The sequence below is a fragment of the Sulfitobacter sp. M85 genome, from assembly GCF_029285915.1.
Taxonomy (GTDB): Bacteria; Pseudomonadota; Alphaproteobacteria; order Rhodobacterales; family Rhodobacteraceae; genus Sulfitobacter; species Sulfitobacter faviae.
The window spans coordinates 142,906-163,287 of record NZ_JABECQ010000002.1 but is presented as its reverse complement, the minus strand read 5'-3'; the positions used below and the strand labels follow the sequence as shown (position 1 = coordinate 163,287).

General features: G+C 62.6%; 22 protein-coding genes. 11 read left to right on the top strand and 11 right to left on the bottom strand.

Going from position 1 to position 20,382, the window contains the following annotated elements; all coding sequences use genetic code 11:
• Nucleotides 1-17: 17 nt before the first annotated feature.
• Nucleotides 18-215 (bottom strand): CsbD family protein, encoded by a 198-nt coding sequence (locus HKX24_RS04625; RefSeq protein WP_067267282.1) that lies wholly within the window; start codon nt 213-215, stop codon nt 18-20.
• A gap of 123 nt (nt 216-338) precedes the next feature.
• Entirely contained in the window at nt 339-1,100 is a 762-nt protein-coding gene (locus HKX24_RS04620; RefSeq protein ID WP_067267283.1) for an NAD kinase, read from the bottom strand.
• A 181-nt stretch (nt 1,101-1,281) separates the two neighbouring features.
• Between HKX24_RS04620 and glyA the strand changes: the two genes are divergently transcribed.
• Nucleotides 1,282-2,559 carry a serine hydroxymethyltransferase gene (gene glyA / locus HKX24_RS04615; protein ID WP_271693096.1) on the top strand — a complete coding sequence of 426 codons (1,278 nt, stop codon included), beginning with the start codon at nt 1,282-1,284 and terminating at the stop codon, nt 2,557-2,559.
• Between the two features lie 276 nt (nt 2,560-2,835).
• Entirely contained in the window at nt 2,836-3,234 is a 399-nt protein-coding gene (locus tag HKX24_RS04610) for a cupin domain-containing protein (RefSeq protein WP_271693095.1), read from the top strand.
• Between the two features lie 18 nt (nt 3,235-3,252).
• On the opposite strand, the gene HKX24_RS04605 is transcribed toward HKX24_RS04610, so the two are convergent.
• Nucleotides 3,253-3,627, bottom strand: a complete 375-nt coding sequence (locus HKX24_RS04605; protein WP_271693094.1) for a hypothetical protein — start codon at nt 3,625-3,627, stop codon at nt 3,253-3,255.
• Between the two features lie 53 nt (nt 3,628-3,680).
• Here HKX24_RS04605 and HKX24_RS04600 point away from each other — a divergent pair, with 53 nt between their 5' ends.
• Nucleotides 3,681-4,466, top strand: coding sequence for an alpha/beta fold hydrolase (locus tag HKX24_RS04600; protein ID WP_271693093.1), 786 nt, complete (start codon nt 3,681-3,683; stop codon nt 4,464-4,466).
• Nucleotides 4,467-4,622: 156 nt separating this feature from the next.
• Nucleotides 4,623-7,982 carry a carbamoyl-phosphate synthase large subunit gene (gene carB, locus HKX24_RS04595; protein ID WP_271693092.1) on the top strand — a complete coding sequence of 1,120 codons (3,360 nt, stop codon included), beginning with the start codon at nt 4,623-4,625 and terminating at the stop codon, nt 7,980-7,982.
• A gap of 55 nt (nt 7,983-8,037) precedes the next feature.
• Here the strand turns inward: carB and HKX24_RS04590 are convergent, their stop codons facing one another.
• The 3 genes from HKX24_RS04590 to HKX24_RS04580 are packed head-to-tail and all read right to left on the bottom strand — an operon-like array spanning nt 8,038 to nt 10,828.
• A complete protein-coding gene (locus HKX24_RS04590) occupies nt 8,038-8,601 on the bottom strand; it encodes a hypothetical protein (RefSeq protein ID WP_271693091.1) in 564 nt (187 codons plus the stop codon).
• A complete protein-coding gene (locus HKX24_RS04585; protein ID WP_067267295.1) occupies nt 8,598-9,128 on the bottom strand; it encodes a TadE/TadG family type IV pilus assembly protein in 531 nt (176 codons plus the stop codon). Before HKX24_RS04585 ends, HKX24_RS04590 begins: the two co-directional genes overlap by 4 nt.
• Nucleotides 9,125-10,828 carry a TadE/TadG family type IV pilus assembly protein gene (locus tag HKX24_RS04580; protein ID WP_271693090.1) on the bottom strand — a complete coding sequence of 568 codons (1,704 nt, stop codon included), beginning with the start codon at nt 10,826-10,828 and terminating at the stop codon, nt 9,125-9,127. Before HKX24_RS04580 ends, HKX24_RS04585 begins: the two co-directional genes overlap by 4 nt.
• Before the next feature lie 416 nt (nt 10,829-11,244).
• On the opposite strand from HKX24_RS04580, the gene HKX24_RS04575 reads away from it, so the two are divergent.
• Both HKX24_RS04575 and HKX24_RS04570 read left to right on the top strand, forming a co-directional pair.
• On the top strand, nt 11,245-12,369 hold the full coding sequence (locus HKX24_RS04575; RefSeq protein WP_067267298.1) for a beta-ketoacyl-ACP synthase III: 1,125 nt from the start codon (nt 11,245-11,247) through the stop codon (nt 12,367-12,369).
• Between the two features lie 77 nt (nt 12,370-12,446).
• Nucleotides 12,447-13,028, top strand: coding sequence for a thymidine kinase (locus tag HKX24_RS04570; RefSeq protein ID WP_271693089.1), 582 nt, complete (start codon nt 12,447-12,449; stop codon nt 13,026-13,028).
• Here HKX24_RS04570 and HKX24_RS04565 read toward each other — a convergent pair.
• The 5 genes from HKX24_RS04565 to HKX24_RS04545 form a co-directional block, all read right to left on the bottom strand.
• Nucleotides 13,025-13,975: a D-glycerate dehydrogenase gene (locus HKX24_RS04565; RefSeq protein ID WP_271693088.1), complete on the bottom strand. Its 951-nt coding sequence runs from the start codon at nt 13,973-13,975 to the stop codon at nt 13,025-13,027. The genes HKX24_RS04570 and HKX24_RS04565 overlap by 4 nt on opposite strands.
• A complete protein-coding gene (locus HKX24_RS04560; RefSeq protein ID WP_209218245.1) occupies nt 13,972-14,310 on the bottom strand; it encodes a tRNA-binding protein in 339 nt (112 codons plus the stop codon). Before HKX24_RS04560 ends, HKX24_RS04565 begins: the two co-directional genes overlap by 4 nt.
• Entirely contained in the window at nt 14,303-15,118 is an 816-nt protein-coding gene (proC, locus tag HKX24_RS04555; protein ID WP_271693086.1) for a pyrroline-5-carboxylate reductase, read from the bottom strand. Before proC ends, HKX24_RS04560 begins: the two co-directional genes overlap by 8 nt.
• 30 nt (nt 15,119-15,148) lie before the next feature.
• Nucleotides 15,149-15,649: a YbjN domain-containing protein gene (locus HKX24_RS04550; RefSeq protein WP_271688136.1), complete on the bottom strand. Its 501-nt coding sequence runs from the start codon at nt 15,647-15,649 to the stop codon at nt 15,149-15,151.
• A gap of 301 nt (nt 15,650-15,950) precedes the next feature.
• Nucleotides 15,951-16,193, bottom strand: coding sequence for an accessory factor UbiK family protein (locus HKX24_RS04545; protein WP_067267308.1), 243 nt, complete (start codon nt 16,191-16,193; stop codon nt 15,951-15,953).
• Between the two features lie 94 nt (nt 16,194-16,287).
• On the opposite strand from HKX24_RS04545, the gene lgt reads away from it, so the two are divergent.
• The 5 genes from lgt to HKX24_RS04520 all read left to right on the top strand — a co-directional run bounded on the left by lgt (nt 16,288) and on the right by HKX24_RS04520 (nt 20,381).
• Complete coding sequence (gene lgt / locus HKX24_RS04540; RefSeq protein WP_271693085.1) at nt 16,288-17,172, top strand: prolipoprotein diacylglyceryl transferase; 885 nt, start codon at nt 16,288-16,290, stop codon at nt 17,170-17,172.
• Nucleotides 17,169-18,227, top strand: coding sequence for an SAM-dependent methyltransferase (locus HKX24_RS04535; protein ID WP_271693084.1), 1,059 nt, complete (start codon nt 17,169-17,171; stop codon nt 18,225-18,227). Before lgt ends, HKX24_RS04535 begins: the two co-directional genes overlap by 4 nt.
• On the top strand, nt 18,224-18,979 hold the full coding sequence (gene pgeF / locus HKX24_RS04530) for a peptidoglycan editing factor PgeF (RefSeq protein ID WP_271693083.1): 756 nt from the start codon (nt 18,224-18,226) through the stop codon (nt 18,977-18,979). The genes HKX24_RS04535 and pgeF overlap by 4 nt, the downstream gene beginning before the upstream one ends.
• A 271-nt stretch (nt 18,980-19,250) precedes the next feature.
• Entirely contained in the window at nt 19,251-19,394 is a 144-nt protein-coding gene (locus HKX24_RS04525) for a hypothetical protein (protein WP_271693082.1), read from the top strand.
• Between the two features lie 273 nt (nt 19,395-19,667).
• Entirely contained in the window at nt 19,668-20,381 is a 714-nt protein-coding gene (locus tag HKX24_RS04520) for a Hint domain-containing protein (RefSeq protein ID WP_271693081.1), read from the top strand.
• Nucleotide 20,382 lies beyond the last annotated feature (1 nt).

Genomic DNA, 20,382 nt, shown 5'->3' with positions numbered 1-20,382 from the left:
AATTCTGCCGACGAAACTCAGTATTTCGCGGCGAAGTCATCGACTTGACGCTCGGCCTCGTCTTTGGCGATGCCATAGCGTTCTTGAATCTTACCCACCAGCTGCTCGCGATTGCCACGGGCTTCGGCGATTTCGTCATCGGTCAGATCGCCCCATTGCGATTTCACCGCGCCGGTCATCTGGTTCCAATTGCCTTCGATACGGTCCCAATTCATCTCAGGTCTCCTTTCTTCGGCTGTTAAGACGCGGGAGGATACCGCTCTTGCAGGCTCAACGCAGGCGCGAAGTCAGGGTTCCGGCGGGCGCGAGGTGCGGCGGAAAGGCGCCGCCCTTCCCGGTCAGTTGAACTGTTCCGAGATCAACCGCTCTTCCAGCCCATGACCGGGATCGAAGAGGATCCGGTGGCTGACGCTGGGGTCCGAGGAAACTTCAACCGTCGTGACATCGCGGTGCGACTGGCCGTCGGCATCGGCCATCACGGGGCGTTTTTGCGGTTCTTGCACATCGAAACGCACCGTGGCCCGTTTCGGCAACAAGGCCCCACGCCAGCGGCGCGGGCGGAAGGCGGCAATCGGGGTCAGGGCCAAAACGTCAGAACCGATGGGCAGGATCGGCCCATGGGCCGAGTAGTTATAGGCGGTGGAGCCCGCAGGGGTCGCCACAAGTGCCCCGTCGCAAACCAGTTCCTCCATCCGCTGACGCCCGTCTATCGTGATGCGCAGCTTGGCCGCCTGCGGCCCCGCGCGCAGCAAAGACACCTCGTTGATCGCCAGCGCGGTCGAAATCGTCCCGTCGATATGGGTGGCGCGCATGACCAAAGGGTTAATCACCGCCTCTTCCGCCGCCGCCAACCGTGCTTGCAGGTCGCCCTCGCGGTAGGCGTTCATCAAAAAGCCGATGGTGCCCCGGTTCATCCCATAGACCGGCGCGTCCATGTCTTGGGTGCTGTGCAGCGTGTGCAGCATGAACCCGTCGCCCCCAAGCGCCACGATCACCTCGGCCTGACGCAGTGGCACATCGCCATACCGCCCGATCAAAGCGGCCCGCGCCGTCTGTGCCACGCTGGCCCGGCTGGCCACAAAAGCGATCTTTAAGGACATGTCAGCAGGCTCATTCCGGCGAAGTTTCCGATCATCGGCGTTTGGGGCCAAAACAATCACATTATTCCGTGCGCCACCAGTGTTGACGCACATATCTTGCAACCTGTCGGTTTACAGCCTTCACCTCAGGCCGGGTTTCCGATAGGCAACACGCGAAACCAGCTCCAATGAGGATCCCCTGATGTCCGATTTCTTCACCAAATCTCTCGCTGATTCCGACCCCGCCCTCGCCGCTGCGATCGATGCCGAACTGGGCCGCCAGCGCGACGAGATCGAGTTGATCGCCAGCGAGAACATCGTTTCGGCTGCGGTGCTTGAGGCGCAGGGCAGCATCATGACCAACAAATACGCCGAAGGCTATCCGGGGCGCCGCTACTATGGCGGCTGTGAGCATGTCGACGTGGCCGAGAACCTCGCCATCGAACGCGCCTGCGCGCTGTTCGATTGCCAGTTCGCCAATGTGCAGCCGAACTCCGGCAGCCAAGCGAACCAAGGTGTCTTCACAGCGCTGCTGCAACCGGGCGACACCATTCTGGGGATGAGCCTTGATGCCGGCGGCCACCTGACCCACGGGGCCAAGCCGAACCAGTCGGGCAAATGGTTCAACGCCGTGCAATACGGTGTGCGCAAACAGGACAACATACTGGACTACGATCAAGTCGCCGAACTGGCGAAAGAGCATCAGCCCAAGATGATCATCGCCGGTGGCTCCGCCATCCCGCGTCAGATCGACTTTGCCAAGATGCGCGAGATTGCCGACAGCGTGGGTGCCTATCTGCTCGTCGACATGGCGCATTTCGCGGGCCTCGTGGCAGCGGGTGAGCATCCCTCCCCCTTCCCCCATGCGCATGTGGCGACGACCACGACCCACAAGACCCTGCGCGGCCCGCGCGGCGGCATGATCCTGACCAATGACGAGGCGATCTCGAAAAAGATCAACTCCGCCATCTTCCCCGGCATTCAGGGCGGCCCCCTGATGCATGTGATCGCGGCCAAGGCTGTGGCCTTTGGCGAAGCGCAGCAGCCTGAGTTCAAAGCCTATGCCAAACAGGTCATCGCCAATGCGCAGGCGCTGTCGGATCAGTTGATCAAAGGTGGCCTCGACACCGTGACCCACGGCACCGACACCCATGTTGTGCTGGTCGATCTGCGCCCGAAAGGCGTGAAGGGCAACGACACCGAGAAGGCTCTGGGCCGCGCGCATATCACCTGCAACAAGAACGGCGTGCCGTTTGACCCGGAAAAGCCGATGGTGACAAGCGGCATCCGTCTCGGCTCCCCTGCGGGCACGACACGCGGCTTTGGTGAGGCCGAGTTCCGCCAGATCGCCGATTGGATCATCGAAGTGGTCGATGGGCTGGCGGCCAATGGTGCCGATGGCAATGCCGAGGTCGAGGCCAAGGTGAAAGCCGAGGTCGAAGCGCTGTGCCAGCGTTTCCCGATGTATCCGAACCTGTAAGCTCTCTGGCCCTCGCAGCGGTGCGGGGGCCACTTTACCCTCCGGCCGGGCGGCGCCCGACCGCGGTTGGGCATCGCAACCTGCGTTCCTACCGCTTTATTTCTCAACCATGATGTGCGGCCAAGGTGATGTGCCCGGCAGCAAAAGCGCCCGCCCATGGGGCGGTCGGGCGCTGCCCGGCGGCGCAAAGCGCCTTGATTCCGGGCGATCATCGCCGGACAGCCCCCTTGCCGATCCCCCCTCCCCGCGCCACATTCTCCTGCAAAGGAGAACCGCATGATCATTCACCCCAAGGGCAGCCGCCCCTCTGAACCCGGCCCTGACGATTACTTCACCGGAGAGGTCGAGATGACCCCGCTGATCTCGGCCCCGGCCCCTGCCCGCCTCCGCGGGGTGACGGTGACCTTTCAGCCCGGCGCGCGCACGGCGTGGCATGTCCACCCTCTGGGCCAGACCCTGATTGTTACCGAAGGCACAGGCCGCGCCCAGACCGAAGGCAGCCCGGTGCAGACGCTGAACAAAGGCGATGTCGTCTGGTTCGGCCCCGGTGAGAAACACTGGCACGGGGCCGCGCCCGACAGCGCCATGACCCATATCGCCCTGCAAGAGGCACAGGTCGGTGAGGCGGTCGAATGGATGGAAAAGGTAACGGACGCGGATTACGACCCCGCCTGAGCCCTTGGGCGCGGCGGCTTAAACGTAGCCGCGCCACCAAAGCCAGATCACGAAGCCCACGATAACCACAAGGATGTTGAAGGCCACCCCGGCCAAACGGTCAAGGATGATGCCGCACCGCCGGGCTTTGGGGTCGATCTCTTTCAAATGCGCTGCAACCCGGTTGAAGGCGGCCCAAACCGGGGCATCTTCCAACTGTCGGGCGATATGGGGATTGGCGACCAGATGCTCGGTCTTGCTGAGCAACACCCCGTCACCACGAATGCCGCGTGGCAGTTCTGGTCCGGCGCGGTGAAACGCCTCGCGTAGGTCACGGGCCTTGATGCGCAGACGGTCCTCGAACAGGGGGCGCAGCGCCTCGGCGCGGGTGTTGAAATCTTGCCGGTCAATCATGGGCGCATCTAATCGCTCTGGTCCCCGGGCTGCAATGCCCGTAATTTGCCCGCATGTTGAATTACACCGAATATGGCGAAGCCACCGCCGACCGCCCGACCCTGCTTATTGTCCATGGCCTCTATGGCTCTGGCCGCAACTGGGGCGTGATCGCCAAACGCCTCGCGGACGCGCGTCATGTCGTCACCGTCGACATGCGCAACCACGGCAGCAGCCCGCATCACGATACCCACAGCTACCCCGAAATGGCGCAGGATCTGGCCGAGGTGATCATGCATCTGGGCGGCCCGGTGGACATCTGCGGCCACTCGATGGGCGGCAAGGCGGTGATGATGCTGGCGCTGACCCGGCCCAAGCTGCTGCGCCGCGTGATCGTCGCCGACATCGCGCCCGTCGCTTACGGCCACACGCAGCAAATGTTCATCGACGCCATGCGCGGCGTGGACCTAAGCGAAGTCGAGCGCCGCTCGGACGCCGAGGCGCAACTGGCCTCAGCAGGGGTCGAGCGTGCGTTGCAGAGCTTCTTCACCCAATCGCTCGACCTGCCCGGCAAACGCTGGCGGCTGAACCTTGACGCGCTTGAGGCAGAGATGCCCAAGATCGTCGGCTGGCCCGAAGACGTCGATGGCCAGTTCACGGGGCCGACCCTGTTCCTCTCGGGCGGCGCCTCGGACTATGTGCAGCCCAAACACCGCGAGCCGATCAAGGCGCTGTTCCCACAAGCGCGCTTTGCCAAAATCCCCGGCGCGGGGCATTGGCTGCACGCAGAGAAACCGCGCGAGTTCGAAGCCACGCTGCGCATCTTTCTAAACGCCGAAGGGGCCGCGCCCGTGGGCTGACCCCTTCCGCCCCGGCGGATCGCCCCTGCATAGCGCCCGCAAAGGTTGAACAGACGGCCCCGCCCTTATTTCTGGGGCCGTCAAAGCCATTCCCCCCTTGCAGCCCGTGCCGCCATCCCTATAAGGCAGGACAATTTGCAAAATTAGGGGGCCGCCATGCCGAAACGTACCGACATCCAGTCGATCATGATCATTGGTGCGGGGCCGATTGTCATCGGACAAGCCTGCGAGTTCGACTATTCCGGCGCCCAAGCCTGTAAAGCGCTGAAAGAGGAAGGCTACCGCGTCATCCTCGTCAACTCCAACCCGGCCACGATCATGACCGATCCCGGGCTCGCCGATGCCACCTATATCGAGCCCATCACGCCCGAAATCGTCGCTAAAATCATCGAGAAAGAGCGCCCCGATGCGCTGCTGCCCACCATGGGCGGGCAGACGGGCCTCAACACCTCGCTCGCGCTCGAAGAAATGGGCGTGCTAGAAAAATTCGGCGTCGAGATGATCGGGGCCAAGCGCGAGGCCATCGAGATGGCCGAAGACCGCAAGCTGTTCCGCGAAGCGATGGACCGTCTGGGCATCGAAAACCCCAAGGCCACCATCGTCACCGCGCCCAAGCGCGAAGACGGTAAGAAAGACCTCGCCGCCGGCGTGAACCTCGCGCTCGAAGCGCTGGAATACGTGGGCCTTCCGGCGATCATCCGCCCCGCCTTCACCATGGGCGGCACCGGCGGCGGCGTGGCCTACAACCGCGAGGATTACGAGTTCTACTGCCGCTCGGGCATGGATGCCTCGCCGATGGGCCAGATCCTCGTCGACGAGTCGCTGCTGGGCTGGAAGGAATACGAGATGGAGGTGGTGCGCGACACCGCCGACAACGCCATCATCGTCTGCTCGATCGAGAACATTGATCCGATGGGCGTGCACACCGGCGACAGCATCACCGTGGCCCCCGCGCTGACGCTGACGGACAAAGAATACCAGATCATGCGCAACCACTCCATCGCGGTGCTGCGCGAGATCGGGGTGGAAACCGGCGGCTCCAACGTACAATGGGCGGTGAACCCCGCCGATGGCCGCATGGTGGTGATTGAGATGAACCCGCGCGTCAGCCGCTCCTCGGCGCTGGCGTCCAAGGCCACGGGTTTCCCCATCGCCAAGATCGCCGCGAAGCTCGCCGTGGGCTTCACGCTAGATGAGCTCGACAACGACATCACCGGCGTCACCCCCGCCTCCTTCGAGCCAACCATCGACTATGTGGTCACCAAGATCCCCAAATTCGCCTTCGAGAAATTCCCCGGGGCCGAGCCCAACCTGACCACCGCGATGAAATCGGTGGGTGAGACCATGGCCATTGGCCGCACCATCCACGAGAGCCTGCAAAAGGCGCTGGCCTCGATGGAATCGGGCCTCACAGGCTTTGACGAAGTCGAAATCGCCGGGCTCAACAGCGACCTGCTCGGCGACGCGCCTGAGAATATGGCGGCGCTTATCAAAGCCGTGTCGGCGCCCACGCCCGACCGGATGCGCACCATCGCCCAAGCGATGCGGCACGGCATGTCCGACGACGATCTACACGCGCACACCATGTTCGACCCATGGTTCCTTGCCCGCATCCGTGAGATTGTCGAGGCCGAGGAAGGCGTTCGCGCAAACGGCTTGCCAAGCGATGCCGATACCTTCCGCGAGTTGAAAATGATGGGCTTCACCGACGCCCGCCTCGCCATGCTGACCGACAGCCGTGAGGCACAGGTCCGCGACGCGCGGCTCGCGCTTGGCGTCAAGGCCGTGTTCAAACGCATCGACACCTGCGCCGCCGAGTTCGAGGCGCAGACGCCCTACATGTACTCCACCTATGAAACCCCGCTGATGGGTGAGGCGGAATGCGAGGCGCGGCCTTCGGACCGCAAGAAGGTCGTCATCCTCGGCGGTGGCCCGAACCGGATCGGTCAGGGCATCGAGTTCGACTATTGCTGCTGCCACGCCTGCTATGCGCTGACGGATGCGGGCTATGAGACCATCATGGTCAACTGCAACCCCGAGACGGTTTCGACCGACTATGACACCTCGGACCGCCTGTATTTCGAGCCGCTTACCTTTGAGCATGTCATGGAGATCCTGCGCGTCGAGCAGGAGAACGGCACGCTGCACGGCGTCATCGTCCAGTTCGGCGGCCAGACCCCGCTGAAGCTCGCCAATGGTTTGCAAGAAGCGGGCATTCCGATCCTCGGCACCACGCCCGACATGATCGATCTGGCCGAAGACCGTGAGCGTTTCCAGCAGCTTGTGCTGAACCTTGGCCTGAAACAGCCGCGCAATGGCATCGCCCATTCCGATGCAGAGGCGATGGAGATCGCCAAGGAAATCGGCTTCCCGCTGGTGATCCGCCCCTCCTACGTTCTGGGCGGTCGCGCCATGGAGATCGTGCGCGATCAAGCCAGCCTTGAGCGCTATATCACCACCGCCGTCGTCGTCTCGGGCGACAGCCCGGTGCTGCTCGACAGCTATCTCTCGGGCGCGGTGGAGCTTGATGTCGACGCGCTCTGCGACGGCGAGAATGTCCATGTGGCGGGCATCATGCAGCACATCGAAGAGGCGGGCGTCCACTCCGGCGACAGCGCCTGTTCGCTGCCGCCCTATTCTTTGCCGCGCGAGGTGATCGAAGAGGTCGAAGAGCAGACCCGCGCGCTGGCCAAGGCGCTTAACGTCGTAGGCTTGATGAACATCCAGTTCGCGGTGAAGGACGGCGAGATTTACCTCATCGAGGTGAACCCCCGTGCCTCGCGCACCGTGCCCTTCGTGGCCAAGGCGACCGACAGCGCCATCGCCTCCATCGCCGCGCGGATCATGGCCGGTGAGCCGCTGAGCAACTTCCCGCAGCGCCCGCCCTACCCCGATCAGGCCGCTTATGAAGACACGCTGCCCTTGGGCGATCCGATGACGCTGGCCGACCCCGATATGCCTTGGTTCTCGGTCAAAGAGGCGGTGCTGCCCTTTGCCCGCTTCCCCGGCGTCGACACGCTGCTGGGGCCAGAAATGCGCTCCACCGGTGAGGTCATGGGCTGGGACCGCGACTTCCCCCGCGCCTTCCTCAAAGCGCAGATGGGCGCGGGCAACCCGCTGCCGCGCAAGGGCTGCGCCTTCCTGTCGGTCAAGGATGCGGATAAGGGCCAGAACATGCTGGATGCGGCGAAGATCCTGCTGGACCAAGGCTTTACCCTCATCGGCACCCGTGGCACGGCGGAATGGCTCACCGCCAATGGCCATGCCTGCGATGTGGTGAACAAGGTCTACGAGGGGCGCCCCGACATCACCGATATGATGAAGAACGGCGAGGTGCATCTGGTGATGAACACCACCGAAGGCGCACAGGCGGTCGAAGACAGCAAGTCGATCCGCTCTATCGCGCTTTACGACAAGATCCCCTATTTCACCACCGCCGCAGGCGCCCATGCCGCCGCATTGGCAATCAAGGCGCAGGCCGAGGATGCGATCGGCGTGAAAGCGCTTCAGGGATAAGAAAAAGGGGCTGCCCATCGGGCAGCCCCTTTCGCATTTGGACATCGGTGCCCGCTTAGCTGATGATGCACCGGATCCAGCAAAGCTGAGGTGCGAAACGCATCCGCGTGGCATGCGAGACGTTGACCTCCGTGCCCTCCAAGCCGATCTGCGCAATCGGCTCGTGCATGAAAGAAGTCTCCACCAGCACCAGACGGTCACCATTGGCCATCAGCGGCACCCGTTCACGCGAAAGCCCCGCGATAAAGTCGATGTCGAGCAGGCTGTCCAGCCCTATGCCTTGCGAGAAATCCACCGCCAAAATCCGGCGGTCCAGACTGTCGCAATTCAGAATGCACCGCACCTGCGTGACGCGCAGAGAGACTTCGTAACCGGTGAGTTGCTCCGCGACCGACTGCAGGCCCAAGAGATCAGCGGCGTTGATCGGCGTCGTCTGCCGCGACAGGCTGTCGGCGATGACGGCGGTGGCATCGGTCGCCATCCCGCGGACCCGAAAGGCATCGGTAAAGGTCAGCATCGCCATGATCGACCAGACCAACAACGGCAGCAGAACCAGAAAGGCAATCGTCTGGCTGCCCTCTTCCGACTGGACGAAACGTTTGAATACGATCCCCCTCATCCGCGCGGCTCCGTCACGAAAGCGGTGGTGACCCGCACGCCATATGTGCCATCCGACCCTTCGGGCAATTTCCGGCCCAAGCCTGTCCCCGGCAAAAGCGGATCGAACAAACGACAGACCCGCATCATCATCAGGTTGTTCTGCTGACCCGGCAGAAAACCATTTGCCGGGTCGAAATCCTCATCCCGGTCGACACAGGGGGCAGCCCCGCTCAGATCAGCCCAATCGGCAATCGGCATGGCGCGCATCTCGATCCGGATATTCTCGATGCAGCCCGCATCGAAAACCGACCGCTCACAAATCAGCGCCTTCATCGCGTCATAGCCTGGCACAGAACCGGTGGCCAAACGCACGTCCCGCACGGCCAAATTCGTGGCCCGGCGCAGCATGATCTCACGCGCGCTCCACAACCCCGTCTCAAGCGCGAGGAAGAAAAAGTAAAAGACGAGCGGCAAAAGGATGACGAACTCGATGGTGACCCCGCCCGCCTCGGACCGGCGAAAGCGGTCTTTGACGAAGCGGATCATTTCGTCAGCCTCAACATAGAGATGGACGCCGCGATCATGTCGAAGGCGGTTTGGATTTCGAGACCCTGAACGTCGAAGTAATGGGCCTCGGAAGAGGCGCAGTCTTTCAGAAGGCTGAGGGAGTTGGTGCTGTCGACATCCATGCCGATGGAATAGACCACGACGCCAGCCGTGTTCGCGACGCCGCAGATTTGGCGCAGGCGGCGGTCTTTCTCGCTCGCGCTGATGGTGTCGTGCATGTTGTTCCAAAAACTGTTCGCGCGGGAACTCCAAGTCTGCGATCCGCCCCACCAGTTCGTCGTCCGCCGCCGGCCATAGAGATTATATCCGTAATAGTAAGGGGACATCTCGGCCCAAACCTCGGGCCATTCGAGCCGTTCTTCCTGCCCTTGATCCCTATAGTCCCGTAGACTGGGGTGGTTGAGCAGCGTGTAATCATCCCACCTACGATCAGAGCCCCAAGGGTGGGTCGCATAAAAGTAGTCTTCAGGATAGGAATTATCCCCGTCGTATTCGTTGGAGCGTTCGGCAGAATCCACTGTATAGAACACCACCGACCCGTAATCGGTGCGGATCACATCCGACTCGCCAGAGGCATACTCAGGCTCAAGACGGTATTCCGGAAAGTTCTCACCATCCGTCATCAGCACCAGAACCTTCATGCTGTTATCAGCCCCGTGTGGGTGCGGACGGCCTTGAAACTCCTGCGGGACCAGACCGGCGTCGATCAACCCGCTCACCGGCCCCTGTGCGGAGGGGTCAAGCAAGGCCAGCCCCCACTTCGCACCAACGTCGATCGACGTCGACCCTTCGGCGGTCAAAGCGAGGATTTGCGATCTCAGCGCCGCGACCGAGTCTGACAGAGGAGTAATTTCAAAACCTGCGTCTTTACGGCAAACCCATTGGCCCCTTTCCTGGTCGGAACTCGACATGCTCTGGAACTGGAAGTGCCCTGTCCGTTGCATCTGTTGTTGGGGGTCGATCGCCAAGGAACCATAGTCATTCCCATCGAAATCCACGCAGTGGGAATAGCTATGTTCGGTGGTTGTCGAATATTGGCCCAGCAGGGCTTCTCCCGCATTTACCTTGGTCGAATAGGGAATGATCGAAATCGATACGCGTCCCTCTTCGGTATCGCTTAGGATCGTATCGACAAAGTCGATGGCCGCATTCTTCAGCAGGGTCAACTTGATCCCGCTCCGGTCGCTGGTCCTCTCCCCCATCGACCCCGACACATCCAACACCAGCGAAATCTCGATGTCCTCAACCCGTTCGGTCGCCTCAGAACTGATCGTCATCCCGAGTGAATCGATGTCGAAAAACCGGAAGAAATAGGTGTTCAGCCCGGCAGGGAGCGAGGCTTCGACGGTGCGCCCCACCAGAATGCCGCCGATCTTTTCTTCGCTCGAGTCGATCACCACCTCGGACGGATCGAGCCCCGCTGAGGTAAGATAGCTGCGCACGACCTCTTCTGGGTCGAGGTCTTGTGACAGGCTCGCCGCGGCCAGCACGGCATTGTCCAGGTGGGTCTGAAAGGTGGTCCGCGTCCGCTCGTGGTTCGCCAGATCCACGGCCAGCCCGCCAAAGATCGTGATCCCGAAAAACACGACCAACATGAGGACCAGCATACCGCCGCCCTCGTCCTTGCGAAAACGCTTTGCCCGCTCGCAAAGCATTCGACTGATAATACTGCGCCTCATGACACCTCTCTTTTTCGGAGGTTGAATCCGTAAGCAAATTCTGTGCTTTAGGCTGCGGCATTCGCGGATGGTGGACCTGTAAATCACGCGCCGGAGGGGCCGCTGCCTCAAAAAAACCCTGACTGTTCTCGTTCAATTAATGATTGCTAATGCTCAATCACTGCGCGCTTCCGGTTGCATAGTCAAGCCAGCGCGCGGGGGCCGGGGCGATCAAAATTCGCAACTGTAGCGGCATTCACACGTCTGCCCCGTCAAAGCCGTGGCAAGTCCTGCGCGGTTTCGCTAGAGTATGGAACCTGCACCTTGCTGCCCCCTGCATCAAAGTGCACCGACATGACAACGGCCCTTGCAATTCGCCCGGGGCTGCTCAGCTTTATCAGACCAGCCATGCCGTTGGAGAGAAAGGGATCACACCGATGTATCAAGCCGCCATCACCGGTACGGGCGTTTTCACGCCGCAGCAAACCATCACCAACGCCGAACTGGTCGAAGCCTTCAACGCCTATGCCGACCTCTACAACGCCGAAAATGCCGAGGCGATCGAAGCGGGCACCCTAGAGGCCAAGGCGCATTCTTCGGAAGAGTTCATCGTCAAAGCCAGCGGCATCGAACAGCGCTATGTCATGGATAAATCCGGCGTGCTGGACCCCAATGTGATGCACCCCCTGCTGCGCCAGCGCGCGGATGAGGAACCTTCCCTCATGGCCGAAATGGCCATTGATGCCGCGCAGAAGGCACTCGCCGCCGCTGGAAAGAGTGCCGAGGATGTGGACGCGGTGATCTGCGCCGCCTCCAACCTCGAGCGCGCCTATCCTGCCGTGGCCATTGAGATTCAGGAGCTTCTGGGCGTAAAGGGCTTTGCCTTCGATATGAACGTCGCCTGTTCTTCGGCCACTTTCGGCATTCAGGCGGCGGCGGATATGATCCGCTCCGGCTCCATCCGCTCCGCCCTCGTGGTGAACCCCGAGATTTGCTCAGCCCACCTCGAATGGCGTGATCGCGATTGCCACTTCATCTTTGGTGACGTGGCCACCGCCACGCTGCTGGAACGGGCCGAAGATGTCGACGGCCCCTGTTTCGACGTCATCTCCACCCGCTGCGCGACCGAATATTCCAACAACATCCGCAACAACAACGGCTTCCTCCGCCGCTCCCGCCCCGATGGGCTGAGCGACCGGCGCGATATGCAGTTCATGCAGAATGGGCGCAAAGTGTTTAAGGAAGTGTTACCCATGGTGGCCGACCATATCGGTGGGCATATGTCCGACAACGGGTTGGAATCCGCCGATCTCAAGCGCATCTGGCTGCATCAGGCAAATAAGTCGATGAACGATTTCATCGGGCGCAAAGTGCTGGGGCGGGAACCCGAGCCGGGCGAACAGCCCAACATTCTGCAAGACTACGCCAACACCTCCTCCGCCGGGTCGATCATCGCTTTCGCCAAGAACTCCGACGATCTGGAAGACGGCGACACTGGGCTGATCTGCTCCTTCGGGGCGGGCTATTCCGTAGGCTCCGTCATCGTCAAAAAGCGCGGCTAACCCGCGGCGCCCGGCCCTAAGATCAGGGCGGGGTTTGCATCTTGATCCGCTGTCATGGGCGGCGTAACACCCTGCACATGGCAAAGCTCTACTTCAATTACTCCACCATGAACGCCGGTAAATCCACGGTGCTGCTTCAAGCGGCGCATAACTATATGGAACGCGGCATGGTGCCCTTTTTGCTCACCGCGCAGTTCGACAACCGCGCGGGCGAAGGGCGCATCGCCTCCCGTATCGGCATTGGGCAAGAGGCCGATACTTTCGCCCCGGGCGAAGACCTTTTGGCCAAGATCGAAGCTCGGTTGGAGCAAGGCCCCTGCGCCTGTATCTTTGTCGATGAGGCGCAGTTTCTGGAGGTCGAGCAGGTCTGGCAACTGGCCCGTGCGGTGGATGATCTGGGCGTGCCGATCATGTGTTTTGGCCTTCGCGTCGATTTCCGGGGTGAGCTTTTCCCCGGCTCCGCCACCCTGCTGGCGCTGGCCGATGAGATGCGCGAAGTGCGCACCATTTGCCATTGCGGCAAGAAGGCCACGATGGTCGTGCGCCGCGACGCCGAAGGGCAAGCGATGCGGGACGGCGCGCAGGTGCAGATCGGCGGGAACGAGACCTATGTCTCGCTCTGCCGCAAACACTGGCGCGCCGCCGTGGGCGACGGTTAAACCCGGTTTGGCGGGGTCTCTCCGTCGATGAAGGCTCGTAGATTGGCAACGGCCATCAGCCCCATATCGACACGGACTTCATGCGCCGCCGTGCCGAGATGCGGCAACAGCACAACGTTGTCGAGATCGCGCAGCGCCTGCGGCACCTTGGGCTCGAACTCATAGACATCCAAACCCGCACCGCCAATGCGCCCCGCTTGCAGGGCTTTGATCAACGCGGCCTCCTGCACCACATCGCCGCGGGCGATGTTGATCAGATGGGCATGGGGCTGCATCGCGCCGAGAACGGCTTCATCGATCAGATGCCGGGTCTCGCCGCCGCCGGGCACGGCGATGACAAGCACATCCACGGCTTCAGCCAGCGCGGTCAGGCTCTCGACACGGGTAGCGGGAAAATCGAGGTCTTTCTCACTGCGGTTGAAATAGCTGACCTGCATTTCGAACCCATAGTGGCAGCGCCGCGCGATGGCCTGCCCGATCCGCCCCATGCCAACGATGCCGACCCGTTTGCCTGTCAGATGCAGGCCCAGCATCTGCGTCGGGTGCCAGCCCGCCCATCCGCCGGAGCGGACCAGCCGCTCCCCTTCGGCAGCGCGGCGGGCGGACATCAGCATGAGCGTCATGGCGACATCCGCCGTGGCATCGGTGACGGCGCCGGGGGTGTTGGTCACCTCCACCCCCGCCGCGCGCGCCGCTGCCGCGTCGATGTGGTTATAACCGACGCCGAAATTGGCGAGGATCTTGCAGCGCGGCTCGGGCACATCGGCGAAAACCTCGGCCGAGAAAGCATCCCCCAGGGTCGGCATCACTCCGTCATAGTCGCGCAGCGCGGCGCGCATTTCTTCGCCCGAAAGCGGCGCAGTTTCCTCGCGCACCGTCACTTCGCAGCCCTTTAACGCTTCGGTGACTTCTTTGGGCAAGGGTCTGGCAATCAATATCTTTTTCAATGCATCCGCCCTCCTTCGGGCACTTTTTGATCGGGCGACAAAAGCACGATCTCTCCGTCCTTGTCGGGCAGGCCGAGCACCAGCACCTCGGACATGAAAGGCCCGATCTGACGGGCGGGGAAGTTAACCACGGCCACGACCTGCCGTCCCACCAGCGTCTCCGGCGTATAATGCGCGGTGATCTGGGCCGAGGTCTTACGCTCGCCGATCTCCTCGCCGAAATCTACCCAGAGTTTGATCGCCGGTTTGCGTGCTTCCGGAAAGGCTTCGGCCCGGGTCACGGTGCCGACGCGAATATCGACTTTCAGGAAATCGTCGAAAGTGATCTCAGCCATTGGCCAGCTCCCGCGATCTGTCCGCCGCGGCGGCGACTGCGCGCTTGAGAAGGGGCGGGAAGCCTTGGGCCTCGTCCATCAAAACCTCAAGCGCCGCTTGGGTCGTGCCATTGGGGCTGGTGACGTTGACGCGCAACTGCGCCGGTTCCTCTTCAGCCTGCATCGCCAGCGCCCCTGCCCCGGCAACGGTTGCCTTGGCCAATTGCATCGCCAATTCTTCGGGCAAGCCTTGGGCCACACCAGCGGCGGCCATGCATTCGATCATGTGAAAGACATAGGCCGGACCGGAGCCGCTGACCCCCGTGACCGCGTCGATCTGCGCCTCTTCGGTCAGACGGACGACCTCGCCCACCGCGCTCAGCAGGGTCTCAGCTTCATCCAGCGACCGGCTGCCCGCTTTGGCGTTGCCGACAATGGCGGTGATCCCTTTAGAGATGGCAGCAGGGGTATTGGGCATGGCCCGCACGATAGGCGTGTCGCCGCCAAGGATGCTTTCGAAGTAACCGATGGTCGTTCCCGCCGCGACGCTGACAAAAAGCGTCTCGCCATTGCCCATCGCCTGAAGCGTCGGCAGTGCGTCCGCCATCATCTGCGGTTTGACCGCCACCAGCACCACCGCTGGCGCGGCAGGCAGGTCGGCGTTCAGGTTCACGCCGGTGCCTTGCAGCCAATCGGACGGTTTCGGGTCCACGACCCAGACCGCGCTTGCCGGCAGCCCCTGCGCCAGCCAGCCTTCCAACATGGCCGATCCCATTTTGCCACAGCCCAGCAAAACCAGACCGTCGCGTGCTACTCTCCCGTCTTTCATCCTATCCCCCGAAGTTGTTCGGGGACTTTGTTACGCCCGGCCGTAAGCCTCTGCAATGGCGACGTCCATCGCGGCCTTTGGGGATTGATCGCCCCAGACGAGCAATTGCAGCGCAGGATAGTAGCGTTCCGCGCTCATGACGGCGGCCCCGATCATCGTGTCGATCTGCTCTGGCCCCGCGACCTGTCCGCCCGCCAAAACCAGCCCGTAGCGGTAGACCATCAACTGCTGATCGGCCCAAAAGCTGAAGGCCCCCGCCCAGCATTGATCGTTGACGAGGTTTAACAATTCGTAAAGTTCCGGCAGTTTTTCAGCCGGAGGCTCCATCTCGAAGGTGCAGATCAGCCGCAGCGTTTCATCGTAAGCCGACCATGCCAGCGTGATGGAATAGGTCCGCCACTGCCCCTCGACCGCCATGGCGATCTGGTCATCCGCCACGCGGTCGAATTCCCAATCGTGATGGGCCGCGAGATTTTCAACGATATCAATGGGGTGGATTTCTTCTTCAAGGTAATGCTCGGACAGGGCCATTTCGCCACCTCTCAATCTGTTCCACGGGGCGGGACTTGGCCCACCATGCATGGAAGCCTGCACAAATAGGCGTGTAGGTTCACATCACCTATACAAGATATGGTGCTTGCGGCGGAACAGTCTGGCAAGTTTTTTCTTGGGGATAACCACAATTGATAGGGGATAACCGCAATAACTTGTGGGTAAATCGCGGAAATCGTCTATAAATTGGAGAAAGAGGGCGCGAGGGGCCGCAAACGGCCCCTGTCCACGCGGGGGATCGCCGCCCCGGCCCGGGGCGGCTGATCGAATTCTATCGGGTTCAGTCTTTGGCTTCGAGCTTGTCGAGCCGCGCTTTCAGCGCTTCGTTCTCTTCGCGTGCCTTCTGCGCCATGGCGCGCACCGCGTCGAACTCCTCACGGGTGACGAAATCACGGTCAGCGAGCCAACGGTCGAGCATGCCCTTGAAGGCGGTCTCGGCCTCGTCCTTAGCGCCTTGGGCGACGCCCATCGCGTTTGTCATCATCTGTGAAACATCATCGAAAAACTTGTTGCGGGTCTGCATGTCTGGCCTCCGGAGGTTTGTTAGCCTCTATATGGGGCGCGACGCCCTTGCTCGCAAGGTTGACTTCCCCGCGCGGCCTTGCTCAATCAGCAGCATGATAGCCATGCTCCCCTTCCCCGATATCGCGCCGGAAATCTTTTCGGTGACCCTGTTTGGTTCCACCTTCGCGCTGCGCTGGTATGCGCTGGCCTATATCGTGGGCATTCTGCTGGGCTGGCGCATCGCCACCGCGGCGGTCAAACGCCCCCAACTGTGGAAGAACGACACGCCGGTGATGAAACCCGGTCAGGTCGAGGATCTGCTCTTTTGGGTCATTCTGGGCGTGATCCTTGGCGGGCGGCTGGGCTATGTCCTGTTTTATCAGCCGGCCTATTACCTGTCGAACCCTGCGGCCATCTTGCAGCTTTGGGAAGGCGGCATGTCCTTTCACGGCGGGGCGCTCGGGGTCATTCTGGCCGGGCTTTTCTATACATGGCGGCACCGCATCCCGGTAATCTCGACCGGGGATATGGTCTGTCTGGGGCTGGCGCCGGGGCTGTTTCTGGGGCGTCTGGCGAATTTCATCAATGCCGAGCTTTGGGGCCGCCCGACCGATCTGCCTTGGGGCGTGGCCTTCCCCGGTGAAGCGGCGCAGTTCTGCCCCGATGTGGCGGGCATCTGCGCGCGCCATCCCTCGCAGCTCTATGAGGCGCTGCTGGAGGGGCTGCTCTTGGGCGGCGTCCTGATCTGGATGGCGTGGAAACGCGGCGCGCTCAAAATGCCGGGGCTGATCGGTGGCACTTTCCTTGCGGGCTATGGCGCGGCACGGTTCGCGGTGGAGTTCCTGCGCCAGCCCGACGCGCAATTCGTCACCCCCGGCAACCCGCTGGGGCTGGCTTGGCATATCGGCGGCTGGGGGCTGACCATGGGGCAAATCCTATCGCTGCCGATGATTGCCGTGGGCGTCTTCCTCATCATCCGAGCGCGGCGGCAGGCATGAGCCTGAAGGACCATCTGCTCACACGGATCGCACTGGAAGGGCCGATGCGGCTGGACGCCTATATGCAGTCCTGCCTGCTGCATCCCGACTGGGGGTACTATACCACCCGGGCGCCTTTCGGCCCGGAGGGGGATTTCATCACCGCCCCCGAGATCAGCCAGATGTTTGGCGAGTTGATCGGCCTGTCGCTGGCGCAAAGCTGGCTGGATCAGGGCGCGCCCTCCCCCTTCACACTGGCCGAGCTTGGGCCGGGCCGGGGGACATTGATGGCCGATATCCTGCGCGCCACGGCGCGGGTGCCGGGGTTTCAGGACGCGGCGCAGGTCACGCTGGTCGAAGCCTCTCCTTCTTTACGCGAGGTGCAGCGCGAGACGTTGCGAGGGGCCGAGGTCACTTGGGCCGAGAGTGCCGCTGACCTGCCAGATGCGCCGCTGTTCCTCGTCGCCAATGAGTTTTTCGACGCGCTGCCGATCCGGCAATTCATCCGCCAAGGCGCAGGCTGGGCCGAGCGCCGGGTGGGCGCGGCAGAGGGGGCGCTGACCTTTGGCCTCGGCCCCGTGACCCCACAGCCTGCCCTTGCCCATCGGCTGGAGGATACGAAAGACGGCGACCTTGTTGAGCTTTGCGCTCCGGCGGCGGAGATCATGCAAGAGATCGGCAAACGTATCGCGGCCCATGGCGGGGCGGGGCTGATCATCGACTATGGCGATTGGCGCGCCTTGGGCGACACGCTGCAAGCGCTGGAAAACCACAGCCCTGCCGATCCGCTCGCCAATCCCGGGCAGGCCGATCTGACCGCCCATGTCGATTTCGAGGCGCTCGCCCGCGCCTGCCCCTGCCCCCATAGCCGCGTGGTCACCCAAGGCGTTTTTCTGGAGCGGTTGGGCATCACCCCCCGCGCGCAGAAACTGGCCGAGGCGCTGACCGGTGACGCGCTCAGCAACCATATTGCCGCACATCGACGGTTGACGCACCCGGCGGAAATGGGAAACCTGTTCAAAGTGATGGGGCTCTACCAAAAAGGTCAGACCCCGCCCCCGGGGACAGAAGTATGACGCTCGAAATTCTGACATCCGATGCGCTTGCCCCTTTGCGGCACGGGTTTTTCACCCGCCGTGGCGGCGCGTCATCGGGGGTGTTTTCCGGGCTGAACTGCGGCAGCGGCAGCTCGGACCAATCCGAAATCGTGCGCATCAACCGCGCCCGCGCCGCCGAGGCGATGGGCCTCCCCGCCGACCATCTTGTCGGGGTGCATCAGGTCCACTCTGCCACCGTCGTCACCGTGACGGAACCGCGCGACGACAAGCCCCGCGCCGATGCGCTGGTGACCCAAACCCCCGGCATCGCCCTGTCGATCCTGACCGCTGACTGCCAGCCCGTGCTCTTTGCGGATGCGCAGGCCGGTGTGGTCGGCGCGGCCCATGCAGGCTGGCGCGGCGCACTTGATGGGATACTCGAGGCGACGGTCGACGCGATGGTCGATCTCGGCGCTACCCGCGAAAAGATCACCGCGGTGATCGGCCCCTCCATCAGCCAGCGCGCCTATGAGGTCGGGCCGGAGTTTCTGGACAACTTCATGAATGCCGACCCCGAGTTTGCCCGCTACTTTGCCCAAGGCGAAGGCGACCGCCTGCATTTCGACCTGCCCGGCTTTGGCCTGAACCGGCTGCGCGCGGCAGGGGTGGGCCATGCGGAATGGACGCGGCATTGCACCTACGCCGATGCCGCGCGATTCTATTCCTACCGGCGCACGACCCACGCCAAGGAAGCGGACTATGGCCGCTTGCTCTCGGCGATCACCCTCTGAACGGGGCGGGATTGCGGCAAAGCCTGCCCGTTTCGCGCCGCATTGCTGTCGCGAAACTTAGCACAATCAGCCCCTTGCGACCCCATTGTTTCCAGCACCCCCTGCAAACCACCGAAAATTAACACTTTTCGAAGTATGGCAAAGGCGCCCAAGACCGCCCTTCGAACCCGCCAAATTCCCACAAGTTTCTCGCCCACGGTCAAAAACCGGCCCGATTGCACTGCGATAGTGGATGCAACGATGCCCGCGTGACCCGAAGAGGAACAAAGCCATGAAAAAGAACCCGCGCTTCATCAAATCCGTTGTCGAGACAGCGGCCAAGACCGACACCGTCATGCCATGGGCCCGCGGTGTGCGCCGCGCCGCTTTCATAGCCAAACGCTCCGGCAATGCCCCGGTCCGCAAGACCGCCTGAGAAGTTTCCCCCGGTACCGGTGCCACGTGCCCGGTATAGCAGACCGCCCCTCGTGACGTTGATTCGTTGCGAGGGGCGTTTTCATGCGAATATGGCGATCACGCACCCGGCCCGGAAACAGCCCCCCCGCATTCAGCCGAGATTGGCGCGCAAAGCGCAGCGCTCAGGCCGGATATTTTGACAAATCCCGCAGAACATGGCGCAGTATCCGTCAGCCCGAGCCGGTGCATGCCGCCCACGGCAGCGCTGTGCCGGGCCGACAAAGGGTTTTGCATGACTCAGACCGCCACCAAAGCCGAAGGCCCACCGCCCGCGCCGATGCGCAGCTATGAAGTCGCCGCGCTCCGCGCCGACGGGTCGCTCTATATCGGGCAAGACACCGCCCCCACTGCGCCACTTTTCGAAGCCGCTTTCGCGGCCTTCGCCCGCGGGACGCCAATCCAAACGGTGCAGGGCGACATCGCCATCGAAGATCTCCAGCCCGGCGACATGATCCACACGAGTCCCGGAGGTCCGGCGCAGTTGATCTGGATCGGGTCGAGCCGTTTCATCCCGGCGGACAGTGGGCGGCTGCCCCTCATCCGCATCATGCCCGACAGTTTCGGCGAGGGGCGCCCCAGTTCGTTCCTCACTCTCGGCCCCGCCGCACGGGTGCTCCAGACGCCGCCCGACCTGCGGGCCGAGGCGGAGGGCAGCCGCCTGCTCACCCCGCTGCGCGAATTTGTGGATGGGGTCAATGTGATCGAGGTCACCCCGCCAACCCCGGTGCGCCTGTTTCATATCTGTCTGTCGCGCCATGCGGTGATCAAGGCAGGCGGGCTAGAGATGGAGACCTTTCACCCCGGCGCTCAAGCGCTGCGTGACGCAACGCCCGGCCTGCGGGATCGCTTTCTATCCATGTTTCCGCAGATCGCGCATGGGCGTGATTTCGGCCCCCTCGCCCATCCCCGCGCGCCTGAAGCGGCAGAAGACCGCGCCGACAGCTGAT

What these genes read in the sequence shown, in the direction of transcription:
- HKX24_RS04520 (WP_271693081.1), top strand. Translation starts at nt 19,668, where the DNA reads ATGACTCAGACCGCCACCAAAGCCGAAGGCCCACCGCCCGCGCCGATG.
- HKX24_RS04550 (WP_271688136.1), bottom strand. Translation starts at nt 15,649, where the DNA reads ATGGCCCTGTCCGAGCATTACCTTGAAGAAGAAATCCACCCCATTGAT.
- pgeF (WP_271693083.1), top strand. Translation starts at nt 18,224, where the DNA reads ATGACGCTCGAAATTCTGACATCCGATGCGCTTGCCCCTTTGCGGCAC.
- HKX24_RS04590 (WP_271693091.1), bottom strand. Translation starts at nt 8,601, where the DNA reads ATGAGGGGGATCGTATTCAAACGTTTCGTCCAGTCGGAAGAGGGCAGC.
- proC (WP_271693086.1), bottom strand. Translation starts at nt 15,118, where the DNA reads ATGAAAGACGGGAGAGTAGCACGCGACGGTCTGGTTTTGCTGGGCTGT.
- HKX24_RS04605 (WP_271693094.1), bottom strand. Translation starts at nt 3,627, where the DNA reads ATGATTGACCGGCAAGATTTCAACACCCGCGCCGAGGCGCTGCGCCCC.
- lgt (WP_271693085.1), top strand. Translation starts at nt 16,288, where the DNA reads ATGATAGCCATGCTCCCCTTCCCCGATATCGCGCCGGAAATCTTTTCG.
- HKX24_RS04620 (WP_067267283.1), bottom strand. Translation starts at nt 1,100, where the DNA reads ATGTCCTTAAAGATCGCTTTTGTGGCCAGCCGGGCCAGCGTGGCACAG.
- HKX24_RS04535 (WP_271693084.1), top strand. Translation starts at nt 17,169, where the DNA reads ATGAGCCTGAAGGACCATCTGCTCACACGGATCGCACTGGAAGGGCCG.
- HKX24_RS04580 (WP_271693090.1), bottom strand. Translation starts at nt 10,828, where the DNA reads ATGAGGCGCAGTATTATCAGTCGAATGCTTTGCGAGCGGGCAAAGCGT.
- HKX24_RS04625 (WP_067267282.1), bottom strand. Translation starts at nt 215, where the DNA reads ATGAATTGGGACCGTATCGAAGGCAATTGGAACCAGATGACCGGCGCG.
- HKX24_RS04575 (WP_067267298.1), top strand. Translation starts at nt 11,245, where the DNA reads ATGTATCAAGCCGCCATCACCGGTACGGGCGTTTTCACGCCGCAGCAA.
- HKX24_RS04545 (WP_067267308.1), bottom strand. Translation starts at nt 16,193, where the DNA reads ATGCAGACCCGCAACAAGTTTTTCGATGATGTTTCACAGATGATGACA.
- HKX24_RS04570 (WP_271693089.1), top strand. Translation starts at nt 12,447, where the DNA reads ATGGCAAAGCTCTACTTCAATTACTCCACCATGAACGCCGGTAAATCC.
- glyA (WP_271693096.1), top strand. Translation starts at nt 1,282, where the DNA reads ATGTCCGATTTCTTCACCAAATCTCTCGCTGATTCCGACCCCGCCCTC.
- HKX24_RS04600 (WP_271693093.1), top strand. Translation starts at nt 3,681, where the DNA reads ATGTTGAATTACACCGAATATGGCGAAGCCACCGCCGACCGCCCGACC.
- HKX24_RS04525 (WP_271693082.1), top strand. Translation starts at nt 19,251, where the DNA reads ATGAAAAAGAACCCGCGCTTCATCAAATCCGTTGTCGAGACAGCGGCC.
- carB (WP_271693092.1), top strand. Translation starts at nt 4,623, where the DNA reads ATGCCGAAACGTACCGACATCCAGTCGATCATGATCATTGGTGCGGGG.
- HKX24_RS04585 (WP_067267295.1), bottom strand. Translation starts at nt 9,128, where the DNA reads ATGATCCGCTTCGTCAAAGACCGCTTTCGCCGGTCCGAGGCGGGCGGG.
- HKX24_RS04610 (WP_271693095.1), top strand. Translation starts at nt 2,836, where the DNA reads ATGATCATTCACCCCAAGGGCAGCCGCCCCTCTGAACCCGGCCCTGAC.
- HKX24_RS04560 (WP_209218245.1), bottom strand. Translation starts at nt 14,310, where the DNA reads ATGGCTGAGATCACTTTCGACGATTTCCTGAAAGTCGATATTCGCGTC.